Annotated in this window: 13 protein-coding genes; 4 read left to right on the top strand and 9 right to left on the bottom strand. The window is 46.0% G+C overall.

What is annotated here, in order from left to right; all coding sequences use genetic code 11:
- Positions 1 to 65 precede the first annotated feature (65 nt).
- Positions 66 to 1,397, top strand: a complete 1,332-nt coding sequence (locus tag ATB78_RS09375; RefSeq protein ID WP_020195942.1) for a GGDEF domain-containing protein — start codon at positions 66 to 68, stop codon at positions 1,395 to 1,397.
- A 38-nt stretch (positions 1,398 to 1,435) separates the two neighbouring features.
- On the opposite strand, the gene ATB78_RS09370 is transcribed toward ATB78_RS09375, so the two are convergent.
- Positions 1,436 to 2,068, bottom strand: a complete 633-nt coding sequence (locus ATB78_RS09370) for an SDR family NAD(P)-dependent oxidoreductase (protein WP_061008501.1) — start codon at positions 2,066 to 2,068, stop codon at positions 1,436 to 1,438.
- Positions 2,069 to 2,361: 293 nt separating this feature from the next.
- Here ATB78_RS09370 and ATB78_RS09365 point away from each other — a divergent pair, with 293 nt between their 5' ends.
- On the top strand, positions 2,362 to 3,627 hold the full coding sequence (locus ATB78_RS09365) for an HD domain-containing phosphohydrolase (RefSeq protein ID WP_061008500.1): 1,266 nt from the start codon (positions 2,362 to 2,364) through the stop codon (positions 3,625 to 3,627).
- Between the two features lie 106 nt (positions 3,628 to 3,733).
- Here the strand turns inward: ATB78_RS09365 and ATB78_RS09360 are convergent, their stop codons facing one another.
- Together ATB78_RS09360 and ATB78_RS09355 are read right to left on the bottom strand one after the other, a co-directional pair.
- Positions 3,734 to 4,336, bottom strand: coding sequence for a 2OG-Fe(II) oxygenase (locus ATB78_RS09360; RefSeq protein WP_061008499.1), 603 nt, complete (start codon positions 4,334 to 4,336; stop codon positions 3,734 to 3,736).
- 168 nt (positions 4,337 to 4,504) lie between these two features.
- Positions 4,505 to 5,272, bottom strand: coding sequence for a TerC family protein (locus ATB78_RS09355; RefSeq protein WP_012128162.1), 768 nt, complete (start codon positions 5,270 to 5,272; stop codon positions 4,505 to 4,507).
- 337 nt (positions 5,273 to 5,609) lie between these two features.
- On the opposite strand from ATB78_RS09355, the gene ATB78_RS09350 reads away from it, so the two are divergent.
- Positions 5,610 to 6,566, top strand: coding sequence for a LysR family transcriptional regulator (locus tag ATB78_RS09350; RefSeq protein ID WP_042605818.1), 957 nt, complete (start codon positions 5,610 to 5,612; stop codon positions 6,564 to 6,566).
- A 20-nt stretch (positions 6,567 to 6,586) separates the two neighbouring features.
- On the opposite strand, the gene ATB78_RS09345 is transcribed toward ATB78_RS09350, so the two are convergent.
- From ATB78_RS09345 to ATB78_RS09330, 4 genes are all read right to left on the bottom strand, one after another.
- Complete coding sequence (locus ATB78_RS09345; protein WP_061008498.1) at positions 6,587 to 7,468, bottom strand: YjjW family glycine radical enzyme activase; 882 nt, start codon at positions 7,466 to 7,468, stop codon at positions 6,587 to 6,589.
- Positions 7,469 to 7,489: 21 nt separating this feature from the next.
- Positions 7,490 to 9,034 (bottom strand): YjjI family glycine radical enzyme, encoded by a 1,545-nt coding sequence (locus tag ATB78_RS09340; RefSeq protein ID WP_061008497.1) that lies wholly within the window; start codon positions 9,032 to 9,034, stop codon positions 7,490 to 7,492.
- Positions 9,035 to 9,260: 226 nt separating this feature from the next.
- Positions 9,261 to 9,887, bottom strand: a complete 627-nt coding sequence (locus ATB78_RS09335; RefSeq protein WP_061008496.1) for a LysE family translocator — start codon at positions 9,885 to 9,887, stop codon at positions 9,261 to 9,263.
- A gap of 339 nt (positions 9,888 to 10,226) precedes the next feature.
- Positions 10,227 to 11,438: an HD-GYP domain-containing protein gene (locus tag ATB78_RS09330; RefSeq protein ID WP_005442074.1), complete on the bottom strand. Its 1,212-nt coding sequence runs from the start codon at positions 11,436 to 11,438 to the stop codon at positions 10,227 to 10,229.
- Between the two features lie 460 nt (positions 11,439 to 11,898).
- On the opposite strand from ATB78_RS09330, the gene ATB78_RS09325 reads away from it, so the two are divergent.
- Positions 11,899 to 13,605: an EAL domain-containing protein gene (locus ATB78_RS09325; RefSeq protein WP_061008495.1), complete on the top strand. Its 1,707-nt coding sequence runs from the start codon at positions 11,899 to 11,901 to the stop codon at positions 13,603 to 13,605.
- A gap of 89 nt (positions 13,606 to 13,694) precedes the next feature.
- Here the strand turns inward: ATB78_RS09325 and ATB78_RS09320 are convergent, their stop codons facing one another.
- Entirely contained in the window at positions 13,695 to 14,168 is a 474-nt protein-coding gene (locus ATB78_RS09320) for a response regulator (RefSeq protein WP_061008494.1), read from the bottom strand.
- The gene (locus tag ATB78_RS09315) at positions 14,155 to 15,492 is read right to left on the bottom strand and encodes an ATP-binding protein (protein ID WP_061008493.1); all 1,338 of its coding nucleotides are present in this window, start codon (positions 15,490 to 15,492) and stop codon (positions 14,155 to 14,157) included. The genes ATB78_RS09320 and ATB78_RS09315 overlap by 14 nt, the downstream gene beginning before the upstream one ends.
- Position 15,493: the final 1 nt, after the last annotated feature.

Genomic DNA, 15,493 nt, shown 5'->3' with positions numbered 1-15,493 from the left:
TCTCGCACTTTGTTCTCGTCATTCTCATGATAGGTGGTTTGGGTTATTACAATTTTCATAACTCAATGGATACCATCATCAAAACGACGATTGTGTCTCGCGAGCAAAGCGCAAGCGCACTGGTTCATCATGTCAGTGATGCGGTACATGGCGGTAACTACGCCAATCTCATGCTGCCCAGCTTTAAAGATGAGCTAGAGATGCACACCGACTTGCGTTATTTGTACGTTAACGGGTATTCCTCCGTGACGAACTCTCCTGTGTCTGTTACTTACAATCGTGACGCAAAAGAAATCTGGCGTTCAGACTACCCCCCAACTTTCGAGCAAGACCTAGACCAGCGCATCGCTAGGCTCACCTCGGTCAAGAAAACCGGTTCCCAAGCCAATGTGAAAGTGAAGTATTTATTGGCTCGCCTCAATGACGCACGTGAGCAGTATTACATGAGCAAGGAACTCGAAGAAGATTTCACTCTCGATCTCTATCCTTGTCGGGTAATCGGTAAAAGTCACCTGAGCTTTGAGAAAGACATTCTCTACATCACTTTGCCATTAACTGGTGACATTCAAGGCAACATAGAACTGCTGTACGACATTGAATTGGTGCGTGAGATTCGTGATGAGTTTGTAGTGGATTCGATTCGTGAAATCGTCCTCGGCATGGCGATCTCATACCCATTGTTACTTTTACTGTCTTACCACATCTCATCGCCAATCAATAATCTGTCGACCTTTATGCGCCAGAACTTTGAAACCATTAGCCTGTTTCAAGTCCCGAACACCAAAAGGAAAGACGAAATCGGAGATTTAGCACGCGCCTTTAGCCATCTTGTCGACAAAGTGGTCCGCAAGAACCGAGAGTTAGATGACATGGTGAAGCACGATCCCTTAACTGGTCTGTATAACCGTCGTTCGCTTGAAGCCTCTTTCCGTTCGTTGTGCTACCAATCCAACAAAATGTTCATCGCCTGCTTCTTTATTGATATCGACCATTTTAAAGAGTTCAACGATCACCGCGGGCATTTGCAAGGAGACAAAGCGCTACAAAAAGTCGCCAAAACCTTAGAGTCATTCGCGGTGCAAACGCATGGTTACGCTTTGCGATTAGGCGGGGAAGAGTTTGTAGTTCTCGCTCCTGTGCATGATGCGAGAGAGGCGTTAGCGCGAGGCAACCAACTGCGCGGGCGGGTTAAACAACTGGAAATCATTCATCATGATGAACCAACCATCAAGTATCTAACCATCTCTATTGGTATTAGCCTTTCAGAACGCGCGCAAGCCGACATCATAGACCCAAACCGCTTGTTAGATGAATCAGACGAAGCCTTGTATGCCGCGAAAGATCTGGGCCGCGACCAAGTCGTACTCTATTCAAACGAAAGCAGAGACAGCGCCTAAGCTCCGCCCCTGCGGGTTATTCAGTTTATCGAGTCAGCTTAGTAAGTCAGATCTGGGTCGATACAATGGAAGATCTCCCCGCTTCCTTGACCATTTACCAGCATCTCAAACAGTAAACGAGCCACTTCTTGACGGTATACCAAACCATGCACTTCTTTAGGTTCCACCAACACACCATTGCCTGTCACTTCGCCATCTTTCAAGCCACCAGGACGAATGATGGTGTAATCCAAGTCACTGGTTTGTAGCCATGCTTCCGCCAATGACTTCTCACGCACCACACCGCCAAAACCCGCTTTAGAACGGTCAGAAAGGTATTTCCAGCTATCACCGCAACCAAGTGACGTCACCAAAACAAAACGCTTGAGTGATGCTTTACAGACAGCATCGATAAGGTGACGATGACCAAGGTAATCTACTGGGATGTCTGCACGGAAACTGCCCATCGTGCTGATGATGATATCTTCTTGATTAAGCTGCTCAACAACGCGATCAACCTCTTCAGCAACCGTGGCATCACATGCAAACGTTGACTGACAAATCGCCTTTAATTCTGGACTTTTGTCTGGATTTCTCGCCACACCGACAACTTCAGCACCTTTCTCTGCAAAATATTGTGCAATTGCCAAACCAAGACCGCTGCTTGCGCCCCACACTACGACTCTTTTCATAACTTACCTTTTACTACAAACATGATAATGAGAATACTTTACATCACTATTTAAGGGGTTTTCAAAAGATGTCAATCGAAGTGAGAAAATTCTTTCCAAATCAATACGTAGTTCAAATAAATGATCGATAGTTCCGAGCTACGGATGAAATTTACGTGCGACAACCAGTATCATTCTCGGCATAACTATAACTAAGCCTTATGCACGTGTTTTTAGGTTCCAGTTCGCTGCCGCATTCCCCTAAAAACAACATAATAATCAACGCATAGGCAGTAGAAACGTCGGTATTAACAATGAAGCAATCTTCCTACTCCCAATCTGCCTCGGGATTTGAAGTCGATCTAAAACAGGCCCTCATCTGGGTGGCGCGCGCGTTAGATTACGTAGGTGTGGATGATACGCACCACAGTCATCGAGTCGCGTACATCGCATATCAATGTGCACTCACTCTTGGTTGGGACATTAAAAAAGCAGAGTTCTGTTACTTTGCAGGCATGGTTCACGACTGTGGCGTCTCAGAAACCCGCGAGCACATGATGTTGCTCGAACAGCTCGTTCCTCAAGACGCCAAAGCGCACTGTATTCGTGGCTACCACACGCTTAAGCAGTGTCGATTACTCACCCAATTTTCAACCCCGATACTTTATCACCACACTCATTGGATCGACCTCGAACACATCGATATTCCAGCATTTGAAAAAGACGTCGCTGCTCTACTCTACCTTTCTGATCGTCTCGATTTTATGCGCGCGCATTACGTTTCCAACTGTCATAGCGACTTGGTTACTTTGCACGAAGAGTTGATTGCCGAGTGTGTGATGGCTAACGCAGGCACACTGTTTAACCCACATATGTGCGATGCCATGGTTAAGCTGATCATGACGGATGCATTTTGGTTTGCGATGGAATCTGAACACATAGAAACCATTGGACTTCAGTTTGAGAACATTGATTGGCTGCAGAAGCAACTCACCATCGAAGACATGAACAGCTTAGGGTTGTTCTTAGCGCGTATTGTGGATGCCAAGAGTCCTTTTACTTATCAGCACTCTCAAAAAGTGGCAGAACTGTCTCGTTACTTAGCGAAGAAAATGGGGTTGGATGAACACGAGCAAGAGATGATTTTTATTGCGGGACTGGTTCATGATATTGGCAAGCTCAAAACCCCTGATGAGATCCTTCACAAAGAAGGCCCACTGGACAAGCAAGAATACACACGCATCAAGCGCCATACGATTGATACTGAACTAGCCCTGCACAAGGTATTCCCGAATGCGAAAATCGCTGAATGGGCTTCCAACCATCATGAACGTTTAGACGGCTCTGGTTACCCTTATCATAAAACAGCGGAAGCGTTGGATGTGCCTTCTCGTATCATTGCCGTTGTCGATGTCTTTCAAGCGCTTTCTCAAGATCGCCCATATCGAGGCCGCATGACGCAGCAAGAGATTGCCGTCATCATGGATGAGCAGGTTGAAGCAGGCAAACTGTGCTCCGATGTTTATCAGGTTTTATCTGCCGACATAAAGGCGTGTTACCAGCTCTCCACGGAAGTTTAGCGTCGGCTAGAGCCAATAAGCTGAATAAACAAAGGGACACCAGTATTGGCGTCCCTTTGTTGTTTTGAAAGCATTTAAACACTACAAACAAGCACGTTTAGATGGCTTAGTGTGCGATGTCCAACTGGTTGTCTTTCACACCGTTGATACGGAACCAGCCAGCGATGCTAAATCGCTCCGCGTTTGTCGGCAATACTTCGTGTGGGAATTGCTCAGACAAGAATACGAACAGACGACCTGAACGCGGTGGAATCTTCGCGAGCTCATTATCATTCAAATCGTACACCACCAACTCACCAGCGTCTTCTTCACTCCACGATTCGTTCATGTAGAACACCGTAGTTAGACGGCGGTTTTCATTGCCTTTGAAGCAATCGAGGTGTTTTTGGTAGAAGTCACCTTTTTCGTATTTCGCGAAGTGCGCTTCGTACTCGAACAAACCAAGGAAAAAGTAGCGGTTTGCTTCTAAACGAATCTCTTCCATCTTATCTAAGAAAGACGCCACTGGTGCACCCATGTCGCGTTTCAACCATTGGATCTTATCGCTACGAATGGTTTCAATACGAGTCACGTCGTCGTTACGACCAATACGTGCTTTCTTCCAATCATCAGGAATACAGTCACGCAGCTCAGCCACTTCCTCTTGAGAAATAAAATCATCCCAGATGTAGTATCCGTGCGTCGATAACGCGTCGATCAGTTTGTTCATTCTATTTTGTTCACTCGTGTGGGTTTGGGCGGTCTATATAAGAAATTCGTGCTACAACAACAAATTCCATTTTCTATCGACACGACAAATCCACATAAATCGCAGAATGCAGACGTAAAAAAGCCGCTCTCGTGAGCGGCTCTAATAGGTTCAGTTGCTGCGTTTCAATTATCGAGTTTGAAGCGCAATAGAACGAGGTCGGATTGGACGAATTCGTTGAATCACTGGGCGTTGTTTTTTCTTAAGCTGGATATGACACATTTCCAGCACTAGACCAAACGCCATCGCGAAGTACACGTAACCTTTGTTGATGTGAATTGCAAAACCTTCTGCCATCAACAGACCACCTAGCAATACTAGGAACAGCAGTGCAAGGGTCTTAAAGCCCGGGTAACGCGTCACTAGGTTGTTGATTTTCTCCGCCGTCAACACCATCACAATCGCTGACGAAATGATCGCCGCCACCATGATTGGCACTTCGCTCGTTAGACCAACCGCAGTGATCACCGAGTCCATCGAGAACACAGCATCAACCGCAACGATCTGAAGCAGAACCACTGCTAGGCCAGTACGAACATGAGTCGAGTGACCGTGTTCAGTGTGCGTTAACCAACTCCACAACTCTTTCAAGCTTTTCGCTAGTAGGAATGCACCACCCGCAATCATAATCAAATCACGACCAGTAAACGCGTAGTCGCTAAAGCTGATTAATGGCTGGGTAAGCTGCATGATCCAAGAGATCGAGAACACCAAAACAATACGCGCCATCACCGCTAGGCCAATACCTAGGTTTCGGGCAAGTTTACGCTGGTGTTGCGGTAATCGTTCACACAGAACGGAGATGAATACGACGTTATCAACGCCTAAGACAACTTCAAGAGCAAACAAGGTAGCGAAGATAGCCCACGCTTCTGGTTGCATGAAAAGTTCTAACATGAGTACGCCTCCGGTGATTGGAAGCCATACGATGAATTGTTCAGTCGACTAAAGGGGTCGTCCATTAAGTTTTTAAAACCTCTGTTACTTAGGAAACGCGAGTAAATCACCTCCTCTCTTTGTACGCAATCCCTTATTTTGTCAGGCTTGTGTAAAGCATCTTTCGTCCTCTAAGGGTTATAAGCCATACTCACCCCATCAAGTGCCGAGTTGAGCCAAACTATTGCATCGAGCTCGAATTGAAACGCCTCTTTTTACGTGCTTCAACAATCGTAAAAAAATGTTTCATAATAATATTTTGATATACTGAGAAAAATCACACGAATTAGCCTTGCGAATGGATTACATAACACTCTCACGCATTAGCCTTAAACACCTTACTGTATTGCACATGCTGCTCACGACACACAGCGTGACTCAAGCGGCGGAACAGCTCTGCGTGACCCCTTCCAGCGTGAGCAAAACGCTCAGCCAACTGCGCGACATTCTTAAAGACGACCTTTTCTACCGCGATGGCACTCGTTTAGTCCCGACTCCATTTGCTTTGAACATCGGCCCTTCTGTTCATGGCATTCTTTCCAGCATGAACGGTTTGCTTTACCAAGGCTCGTTTAATCCCGCGTATTACGAAGGTCGCTTTTCTTTGGCAATGCGTGAAAGTACCTTCGAGATCTTCGCACCTATGCTGCAAGACTTATCTCAGCAAATGGGGAGTCGCGCACAACTCAACGTGTATGCCAAAGAACAAATGAGTTTTGATTCTCTGATCCGTGGTCAGGTCGATTTTATGATTCTCCCGCACGACATCAGCCAACCACCAACGCACAACAAAGACTTGGTTTGGCAGACGATTCTAGAAGACGAAATGATCTGTTTAATGGGCAGCAATAACCCGCTAGTGAAAGAAGAACTTTCAGTAGAGAACTATTTATGTGCGAGACACATTGGTATTCACGATAAAGACCTATCCCAGCCTTACTTTGAGCAGAACCTAACTCAGCGATACGCTAAACGCAGCGTCGCCATGCACGTGGCCGATTTTGGATCGGCAGCGGTAATGTGCCACCACTCTGATTATCTGTTCACTTGCTCAAAACTTTGGGCGCGTATGGCACTGCAAGCCAAGGGGTTGGTAGAGAGACCTTTGCCGTTTGAGTACGGACAAGTGGCGTATAGTTTGGTGTGGAATAAAGCGAGCCTGAACGATCCCGCTTTAAGGTGGCTACAACAACAAGTGCTTAAGGCTTGTGAAACCCTCGGTGGATGTCGCAAACCGAGAGTGAATAAACTCTAAACTAGTTTATCTTTACTGCGCTACACGTAGACCGATGGCATGGTCATTGGCCTGCTGACAAACTGACTTAATCGAGCGTGAAAGCGTTCCATTTCACCCTTAGAGCATTTCTCCCATTCCTGCGCCTCACCAACCACGCCGTGATGTTGAAACGCGTTCAGGCGAATGTTGACTGATTCTGGCAGCGCTTGCAGATAATGCCCCAGCATCATGACCTCAGTATCTAAATCACTTTTTCCGGGAATATGCAGTAATCGCACTTCATAAAGCTTGTCTACTTGCGCCAGGTATTGAATGGTTTGAAACACACGATGATTGTCACGTCCGACCAACCAATGATGCGTTTCACTTTGCCAAGATTTGAGGTCGATCATCGCCCCATCCATATACGGCAACACTCTTTCCCAACCCGAGGTTGATAAAGACCCATTGCTATCGATGAAACAAGTGAGATGCTGCAATTCAGGATCGTGTTTGATCCCTTTAAATAGCGCAGTAATGAAAGGAAGCTGTAAGGTAGATTCCCCACCGGATACAGTAACACCGCTAATAAAAAAGCGCTGTTTGCGTATCAAATCGAGCATTGCCTCCACAGAGTAGTCAGTAATTTTTGGATTAGATTGGTGCTGACATATCTCTGTACAACGATCGCAGTGGGTGCACTCCTCTTTAAGCCAAACAACGTTGTTGCTTTCGTCGAACTTCAGCGCGCCAACCGGACACTCGCTCACACAATCACCACAATGATTACAGTGATTGATGGTGTGCGGATTGTGACAGTTGATGCACTGATAGTTACAACCCTGTAGAAAGATGACTAGACGGCTTCCCGGTCCATCAACACAAGAGAACGGAAGGATTCGAGTGACCTTAGCCAAGAGGTTTACTGATCGTCTAGTCATCTTATTCTTATTTGTCACTCGTTACTTAACGTAAGTTGGTGACATTTCGTGGCTCACCACGCGTGGTGAACGCCCTAAAATACCGGTGTTCTTCGCTGCTTCTGCGCCTAGGAATGTAGTATTGGTACGTGAACCTTCCGCATCGTATTTAGCGATATCAGACAGCTTCACCATATAACCTGTTACGCGAACCAAGTCATTTGAAGCAACGTTTGCCGTGAACTCACGGTAGCCTGCGTTGAGCGCACCTTTACAAAGGTTGAACATCGCTTCAGGGTTTGATTTCACCGTTTCGTCGATGGTCAGAATGTCGCTGATGCCAGAACGATAGTACTGGTGATGCCCTGCCGTTGCCTGTACGTAAGACACTGGATCAGGTTCGTTGCCATAAGGGATTCGAACGCCCGGTGTCACATCCAAGTCAAGGCTAATTCCACCTTGGGCATGCAGTAACGCTTTGCCTTCTAGGCCAAACTTCACTGGCGTGTTTTCTACCAATTCAGCCAATTTAGCGGAGATTTTATGACCTAGCTCGTTTGCAACAGCATCTTGGCCGTAACGGCTCGCATTGCCCTCTTTTTCTAGCAATACGTTTACCGCTTCTGCCATACCGTAGATGCCATACATTGGCGCAAAACGAGATTCTTCAATCAAACCTTCTTGAGTCAGGAAGCCTTTAAAGAACTCAGATTTCTCATGCAGGTGTGAAGCTCGGGCATCCATCAGCTCAACCATCAAACCGTGGTATTCCGGCAGCACATTGATGAAGAAGTCATCACAGTTGTCTGCACGATTCGCCGCTTCTTTAAGATTCATACGCACAAGTGTGTTTGAACCACCAGCCAACGGCAGAGAGTTGTAGCAACTCACGATACCAAAGCGAGCACCCTCGTACGCGTTCGCGTGCATTGGGTAATTCGCAATGTGTGGCTTGCTGCACTCACAAATGTTTTGCGTTGCTTGTTTTAACAGATCGTCTGGTGTGACTGCTTCGTCGTACATGAACGTTAGGTTTGGCGCGATCTGTTTTAGCTCAGCGTCTACTTTCAAAATCGTACGACAAATAATGTTGTCCGTCGGACCAATGTTCACGTGCATGAACGCGTCTGGTAATGTGCGATCCAGCATAATCCAGAAGTGTTTCAGTTTTTTGTAAATCTGCTCGTCAGTAAGATCACCGACATAAGGCATGAGCACATCATCCAACTGACCAAGGTAAACCGGAATGTTGGTTACCGAAGGAACATGATGGTAAATGATGGTCAACATGTTGATCGCATCATCAAAATCTTCTGCTGGAGCTAACTCCAAGTATTCAGAACCTTGAGAAAGAAATTTTGCGTAATCTGGCAAAACATAGCGCGGCTTAAACGGCGCGTGACCTTCAAACATGTCACATATGACGCCTTGCTGCATTGCTTGGCTTACCTCATCAGAGATAGTCATATATGGAATAGTGGCTTCCGCTTCCAAAGCAAGAAAGTTCGATTTCTGTTTTGGAGACAAATTGCTATCTGTCGCGATAGCAAGGAAGCGCTGCTGAAGATCAGAAAGGCTTTGAGTCATCTAAGATGTTCCTGAAGAAAATACAACGGATACGCCCCTTCTAATCATTTGTTGATTTCAAATCAATCTTGAAGGGACACGTTGAATTCTACGCGCCAAGAGTCTTTGCCACTAATGAAAAAAACCAAAACGCCGATTTCCATTTTGGAAATAAGGTTTTTCTAATTTAGCCTAAGATTTAATAACTTAGCTTAACTTGCTGTTGCTTAGCTTACCTTGCAGATACTTAGCTTCGATGCGCCGTCGATAGAGCAACACCTGCACTGATGAATACGCCGCCAGTCAGACGGTTGAACAACTTAGCTCTCCCTTTGGCAAATAACCAGTCCGATGTCTTCACACCTAACAAGCCATAAAAGGTTAACCAACTCAGTTCGAACACCACAAACGTGCTAGCAAAAATGATGTATTGAGTGAATAGCGATGCAGAAGGATCAATAAACTGAGGAAACAGTGCCGTGAAGAACACGATCGCTTTAGGATTGCTCGAACCGACAATAAAGCCGCTAGTAAATGCACTCAAATAATCGGACGATGCTTGTTCTGGTTTTGCTTGTGAGAAATCGGTTTGTTTTGATCGCAACGCTTGAATACCAAGCCAAATAAGATACGCCGCACCACACCATTTGATGATGTTAAATACGAACTCTGAAGAAGCAATCACAACACCAAGGCCGGTGAAAGACAAAGTAAGAATGATGGTAATCGCGGTTAAACTGCCAAGCGCAGTCACAAACGCTTGGCGAAAGCCGCTGCTGACGCCTTTGCTCAAGCAAAGTAACGAGCTAGGGCCTGGAGAGGCGGTCAGAACAAATATCGCGAGGGTATAGTAGATCCAAGTATCGAGTTGCATTGGCGCTCCTTTCCAATGTACGGATGAATGGGTGAATTACGTGGAATAACGACTTCAATCTACGTTTCAATCCATGAAACGTTTTATAGAAAAGTACCACATCATTCGGTTCATAACTGAACAGATTAACAGCCAAACAAGCCCTTCAACAAAGCGATCAGAGTAAAGAGTCTCGGCAAAAAGCCAAAGTAGAAAACACGCCTTCGTTTATCTCTCAACTAGGTCACTTTGAACCGTCTAGTTATTCAATCAACATACTGGGAATATGCAATCGTGTAAAGTGATTACTTATTCGACAAGATCATTCGCAGATCGCATCAAATAAGCAGTCACTGTACGTTAGTCATAGAAAGGTTTTGGGTCCACTTCTAACGATGAAGGTGCGATGGCTTTTTCTATCGAGTGAGAGCTGTTTTTCAAATCCACCATCGCCACATCGATGTAACGCTTGTATTTGCGTGAGTAGAAACACTTCACGATTGGTTTTAGCGGCTGCGAATCGCTGGATGTCCAAACAATGCCGACTCGACCATCGCTCAATTGAACAATCGAACCGACTGGGTATACACCAATGCAGTTGATGAATTTGTACACCAAATCTGGATCGAGATGGAATGGCGTCAAACTCAACAAGATTTTAAATGCTTCAGCCGAACTCATGCCCTTTTTGTAGACGCGGTCTGCCGTTAATGCATCGTAGATATCCACGATACAACTCATGCGCCCGTGCATTGGGATCTGGTCGCCAGACAAACCCAATGGATAACCAGTACCATCGAGCTTCTCATGGTGCATCAAACACACATCTCGGCTGACATCACTCAGGCCTTTTACGCCAAGAATGATTTCACCTGCGAACACTTGGTGCAGTTTCATGTGCTCAAATTCTTCCGGCGTTAAACGCGCTGGCTTATGTAAGATCTCGTCATCGACTTTGATTTTACCCACATCATGAATAATGCCACCAATCGCCAACTGCTTGAGCGTGTCTTTGTCGAGGCCCAAATGCTTACCGAAGGAAACCAGCAAGCAAGCGACGTTCACTGAGTGCTCAAGCAAATAGCTGTCTTTTTGCCGCAGCGCCGACACACACTGAAGCGCGTCTGAGTCGATAAAGACGCTGTCGATCATGTCATCCGCCCACGATTCAATCTCGTTGACTTCAATGACCTTGCCTTCAAAGGTTTGGTTGAGCAGTTTTTGCGCCAAACACTTCGCTTCCGCGATCAGTTTTTTGGCACGTTTATGCTGCGCTTCGCGAGAACGAAACGCGCGTTGAATTTTTGGCGTAGTCATCACCTCAGAGGCTGCTAAGGTGACATCGTGTTCTTCTTCAACAGGTTTGAACACGCACTCTTGAGCAGAAAGTTTCTGGTCGACCCAAACGAACTTCACCCCACTTGCTTGCAGCTTTTGAATGCCCTGCGCAGTGGAAACACGTCCCGCATTGGCGAGATTAACGCGTTTATTTTGTTCGATTGCAGTCACGAACATACCGATACTTACATCTGCAATGGCTATCTTTATTGAGTCTTCTGGTTTGTACTGCATATCGCGAAACTTTTAACACCTGTTATTTAGCAGACGCATTATAAGAGATCTGACCATTCACTGTGATAAGAATTCGCTATCATTTAAAATTAATGAGCATTCAGTCAATATATGAGACGTTCACCATTCAATAAACCACTTTTAATTTATGGGCTTAGCTCAAATATTCATCACAAGTGGTAAGAATTTCGATAATTTGGGTGTTGAATCAATAACTACTTAATACAAATAGTATTTACTGTTGACCAAAGTTTTATAAGTACCGATTATTAGTCGCATTATTCTAATAATTACTCTATTACACAGAAACTTTTTAAGCTCATTAACACAACAGACTGCCAATCTGATTCGACTAGCTTCGTTTGCAGTGTAAAAGGACAAACTTCAAAAATATGTCATTTGCGTGTAGCCCGACTTATATACTTATCTCCACAGCAATTTGGATTGCGGGGGCAGTATCTTGACCAACAAGGTTGATCAAACCATTTCTGAGCACGATCGCGAGTTTTTGCAGATCGTTGAACAACGCTTCATCCATATCTTCGATGTGTTCAGTGAAGGACTCTTCTACATGGATGAGTTTGGCACCATGGTTTTCTACAACCAGCGCTTCTATGAGCAATTTGGTATCAATGCGGGCCGTATTAACCTCGATAGATGGCTTGATTTGGTGCATCCGTTAGACAGAGAACGCCTGTCTAAACGCGTTGACGCCCACATCAATACCGACAACACACGCGTAACGACAACCTACCGCCTGCGCAAACCAAATGGCCAATACGTTTGGATTGAAGGCGTCGCAATGACCAAAGAGACAGAACAAGGTCATTACATGGTTGGTAGTCACAGAGACATTTCTGAGCGAAAACTGATGGAAAGCTACATCCATCAGGTCGCCTTTCATGATAACGCGTCTGGTATGGCAAACCGAGCGCACCTGCTGCTGAACATTAATGAGTTAGTGAAATCGCAAAGCACTCACGCATCGATTTTTTACATTCAGATTGAAGAGATCAAATCCTACCTCAACCAATACGGCAGTGAGCTTGTCGACGGCTTGGTTGAGAAATTGCTGCAAACCTTAAGCCACCTCCCTTCTCCTAACTGCACCGTTTATCGGGTTCACGATGATGACTTTGCCATCCTCGTGCTTGATGATGTGCCGCTGGAAGCGCTTCAAGCCTACGCTCAGACCATCAAGCAAAACTATCACGAAGCAGTCGTGGAAGAAGGCCAGTACCTCGGCAGCAACATTAGCATCGGCTTATACCCTTGTGTTGACCCAGAACACTCAGCCGAAGAGATCGTGCGTAAAGCAGCCCGCACATGCCAATACGCGAACGAGAAGAACAAAGATCGCATCGCGGTGTACAGCCAGAAAACGCAGTATGCCGTGGACCGTTATTTCTTTATTGAGCAAGGTTTGAAAAACGCACTGGAAGAAAGAACGCTGAGCGTAAAATTTCAGCCAATCGTCAGTGCATCCGATCTACAAGTGATGAGTTTTGAATCTCTGGTACGGTGGCGCAGCAAAGAGTTTGGCGAAATCTACCCGGATGAGTTTATCCCTGTAGCGGAAAACAAAGGCTTGATTGTCGAGCTTGGCTACCAAGTATTTGAGAAGGCATGTCAGTTCATTAAGAGTTATCGCGAACGCTATCAAAATCAAGTTCGCGTGAATGTGAACGTGTCTGTTTTACAGCTTCTCAATAGCGAGTTCCCGAGCAAAATCAAAGCAATGACAGATGCAGTCGGCATAGAGCCGCAAGCCATTGTGCTTGAGCTAACCGAGACCTTTATTCTGGACAATAACCAAGCCGCCATCGCACCTTTGAATACACTGCGCGAGCTTGGTTTTGCCCTTTCACTAGATGATTTTGGTGCCGGATACAGCTCGTTAAACTGCTTCTTTGATTTGCCAATGACGCAAATTAAGATCGACAAATCAATGGCGTGGAAAACCCTGACCAACCGCTCATCACATGAGTATTTGAAATTCTTGATCACCATGTGTCGTGAACAGAATATCGAAGTGGTAATTGAGGGCATTGAAGACGCGAAGATGTGTGATTTCTTTGCGGAAATGGGCGTGGATTACCTGCAAGGTTATTGGTTCTCGAAACCCCTATCGGTGGCCAGTGCTAGCCGATACACGTTAAGCCAGTAGTTTCTTTTTAAACCAATAGCTTCTTAAACAACGACAAAATCTAACTGAGCTAGCGAGTTTTCTAGCTCAGTTTTTATCGTTTTCAGCGGTTATCTCAGGCGGTCAAACACAATATTCTGATCTAAGTGCTCGTGGTATTCGGTGTAGTCTAAGCCCATATCGAAGATGTACTTCGTCACCAAGCTTCTCACACACTCCACCAATTGCTCTGCCTGCCACGGTTTTTCGAAGTAACGGTCGATACCCGCAGAGTTGATCGCATTGATGGTGTCTGTGTGCGTCGCCTGCCCGGTAAGCAGCACTTTGCGCGTACGGATGAATCGGCTGTCATTGGAAATCTCTGTTAGCAGCTCAACACCGGTTTTACCCGGCATCACGTGGTCAGAAATGATCAACGCAATCATCTCGCCTTCCGCGTCTAACTCATCCATTAATTCGAGTACTTCATCGGCAGACTCGCAATCTTCAATGTTGAGCCACTGGCTTAACGACTGTAAGTCTTGCAGAACCGCGCTTAACACCTCTCGCTGGTCATCAACGCAAATTAAATTAAGCTTGTCCATGTTCGTCCTCTACCGGTAGTTTAATTCTAAATATGGTTTTTTCGCTGTCACTTTTCACTGCAATCGAACCGTTATAGCCCGCCACAATGCGCTTCACGATTGACAGCCCTAGCCCTAAGCCAAACGACAACCCACCTTTCTTGGTCGTGAAGTTTGGTCGGAAAATCTTTCTGCGTGTGGCTTCATCAATCTCGGGACCGTTGTTTGCAATGGTTACTAAGATCTTATTTTTGCTCACGCGTGTTTGTATCTCTATCGCTGGCGAGTCCGTTTCTCTCATGGCATCGCAAGCGTTCTTTAAAATATTGACCCAAATCTGCACCAACTCTGTTTGTGAGCCTACAAACAGAGGTAAATCAGCCGGACTAAAGCGCACACTTACACGTCTTAAATCGCTTTGTAGCAAAGCAAGCGCTTGGTTTATTGAGTCGTTGACTCTGAGCCCTTCTTCTTTGTCTATGTCGGTACGACCTAGCTGTTTCACTGATTTCACGATGCCAACGGTATGTTTTGAAGCAATGCGCAAATCGTGCAAATCACGCCCCATCTGCCAGTAACGAATCGCTTCTTCTGGGCGCTTTAACCAGTGCTCGTTAAGGTAATCGGTCGGGACAGCACGCGCTAACTCACGGGCTAAATCTTTAGGCAGACCGTAATATTTCTCGAAATGTCGCCCTCGTGTTCTTGCTTCACTTGAAGAGATTTTTTGCCCTTGCATCAATCCAAAATCAAAGAACTGGCTCGCCTCAGGATGCACCTCTTCAAGCAATCCCATGATCACCGATTCCAAGCGCTCTGACTTACTGCTCACCACACCAATGGCATTGTTAAGCTCATGCGCAATGCCTGCAGCAAGCTGGCCAAGTGTCGTCATTTGCTCTGCGGTATGCAGTTTTTGCAATGCCTTCTCTTTGCCCAACGCTTCTTGCATCGCTCGACGTTGACGACGAGAAAGCTCGTTAACCATTACTGGCATAAACTGCGCGGTTAAAGGGCCGTACTTACCTGCTTCTACCGCTGGCGTATTGCGCTCAATCCACGCCAACTCGACGTCCGTTTGTGCAATCACCGTTGAAGAAGCGGTCCACGTTCCAGAGAAGAAACTGTGCACGCCAATAAACGCGCTCTTAGATGCCGCAAACACTTGCGTCTGCTTTTTGCCATCCTCAGAGAAATAGCCAGCAAGCTCGCCAGACAATACGTAATAGAGCCGCTCGTTGTAGCCGTCTTGTTCAATCAATACCGAGCCTGCCGACACCGTAATGCGACGCTCGATATGATTGAAGTAACGCTCTACCAGCGTATCTAATTTGCTCTCGTACATG

The organism is Vibrio sp. CUB2 (assembly GCF_001557945.1).
Taxonomy (GTDB): domain Bacteria; phylum Pseudomonadota; class Gammaproteobacteria; order Enterobacterales; family Vibrionaceae; genus Vibrio; species Vibrio owensii.
This window is presented reverse-complemented; position numbering and strand designations above follow the sequence as displayed.

What these genes read in the sequence shown, in the direction of transcription:
- ATB78_RS09355 (WP_012128162.1), bottom strand. Translation starts at nt 5,272, where the DNA reads ATGTTAGAACTTTTCATGCAACCAGAAGCGTGGGCTATCTTCGCTACC.
- ATB78_RS09365 (WP_061008500.1), top strand. Translation starts at nt 2,362, where the DNA reads ATGAAGCAATCTTCCTACTCCCAATCTGCCTCGGGATTTGAAGTCGAT.
- ATB78_RS09340 (WP_061008497.1), bottom strand. Translation starts at nt 9,034, where the DNA reads ATGACTCAAAGCCTTTCTGATCTTCAGCAGCGCTTCCTTGCTATCGCG.
- ATB78_RS09345 (WP_061008498.1), bottom strand. Translation starts at nt 7,468, where the DNA reads ATGACTAGACGATCAGTAAACCTCTTGGCTAAGGTCACTCGAATCCTT.
- ATB78_RS09315 (WP_061008493.1), bottom strand. Translation starts at nt 15,492, where the DNA reads ATGTACGAGAGCAAATTAGATACGCTGGTAGAGCGTTACTTCAATCAT.
- ATB78_RS09360 (WP_061008499.1), bottom strand. Translation starts at nt 4,336, where the DNA reads ATGAACAAACTGATCGACGCGTTATCGACGCACGGATACTACATCTGG.
- ATB78_RS09370 (WP_061008501.1), bottom strand. Translation starts at nt 2,068, where the DNA reads ATGAAAAGAGTCGTAGTGTGGGGCGCAAGCAGCGGTCTTGGTTTGGCA.
- ATB78_RS09320 (WP_061008494.1), bottom strand. Translation starts at nt 14,168, where the DNA reads ATGGACAAGCTTAATTTAATTTGCGTTGATGACCAGCGAGAGGTGTTA.
- ATB78_RS09330 (WP_005442074.1), bottom strand. Translation starts at nt 11,438, where the DNA reads ATGCAGTACAAACCAGAAGACTCAATAAAGATAGCCATTGCAGATGTA.
- ATB78_RS09375 (WP_020195942.1), top strand. Translation starts at nt 66, where the DNA reads ATGGATACCATCATCAAAACGACGATTGTGTCTCGCGAGCAAAGCGCA.
- ATB78_RS09335 (WP_061008496.1), bottom strand. Translation starts at nt 9,887, where the DNA reads ATGCAACTCGATACTTGGATCTACTATACCCTCGCGATATTTGTTCTG.
- ATB78_RS09350 (WP_042605818.1), top strand. Translation starts at nt 5,610, where the DNA reads ATGGATTACATAACACTCTCACGCATTAGCCTTAAACACCTTACTGTA.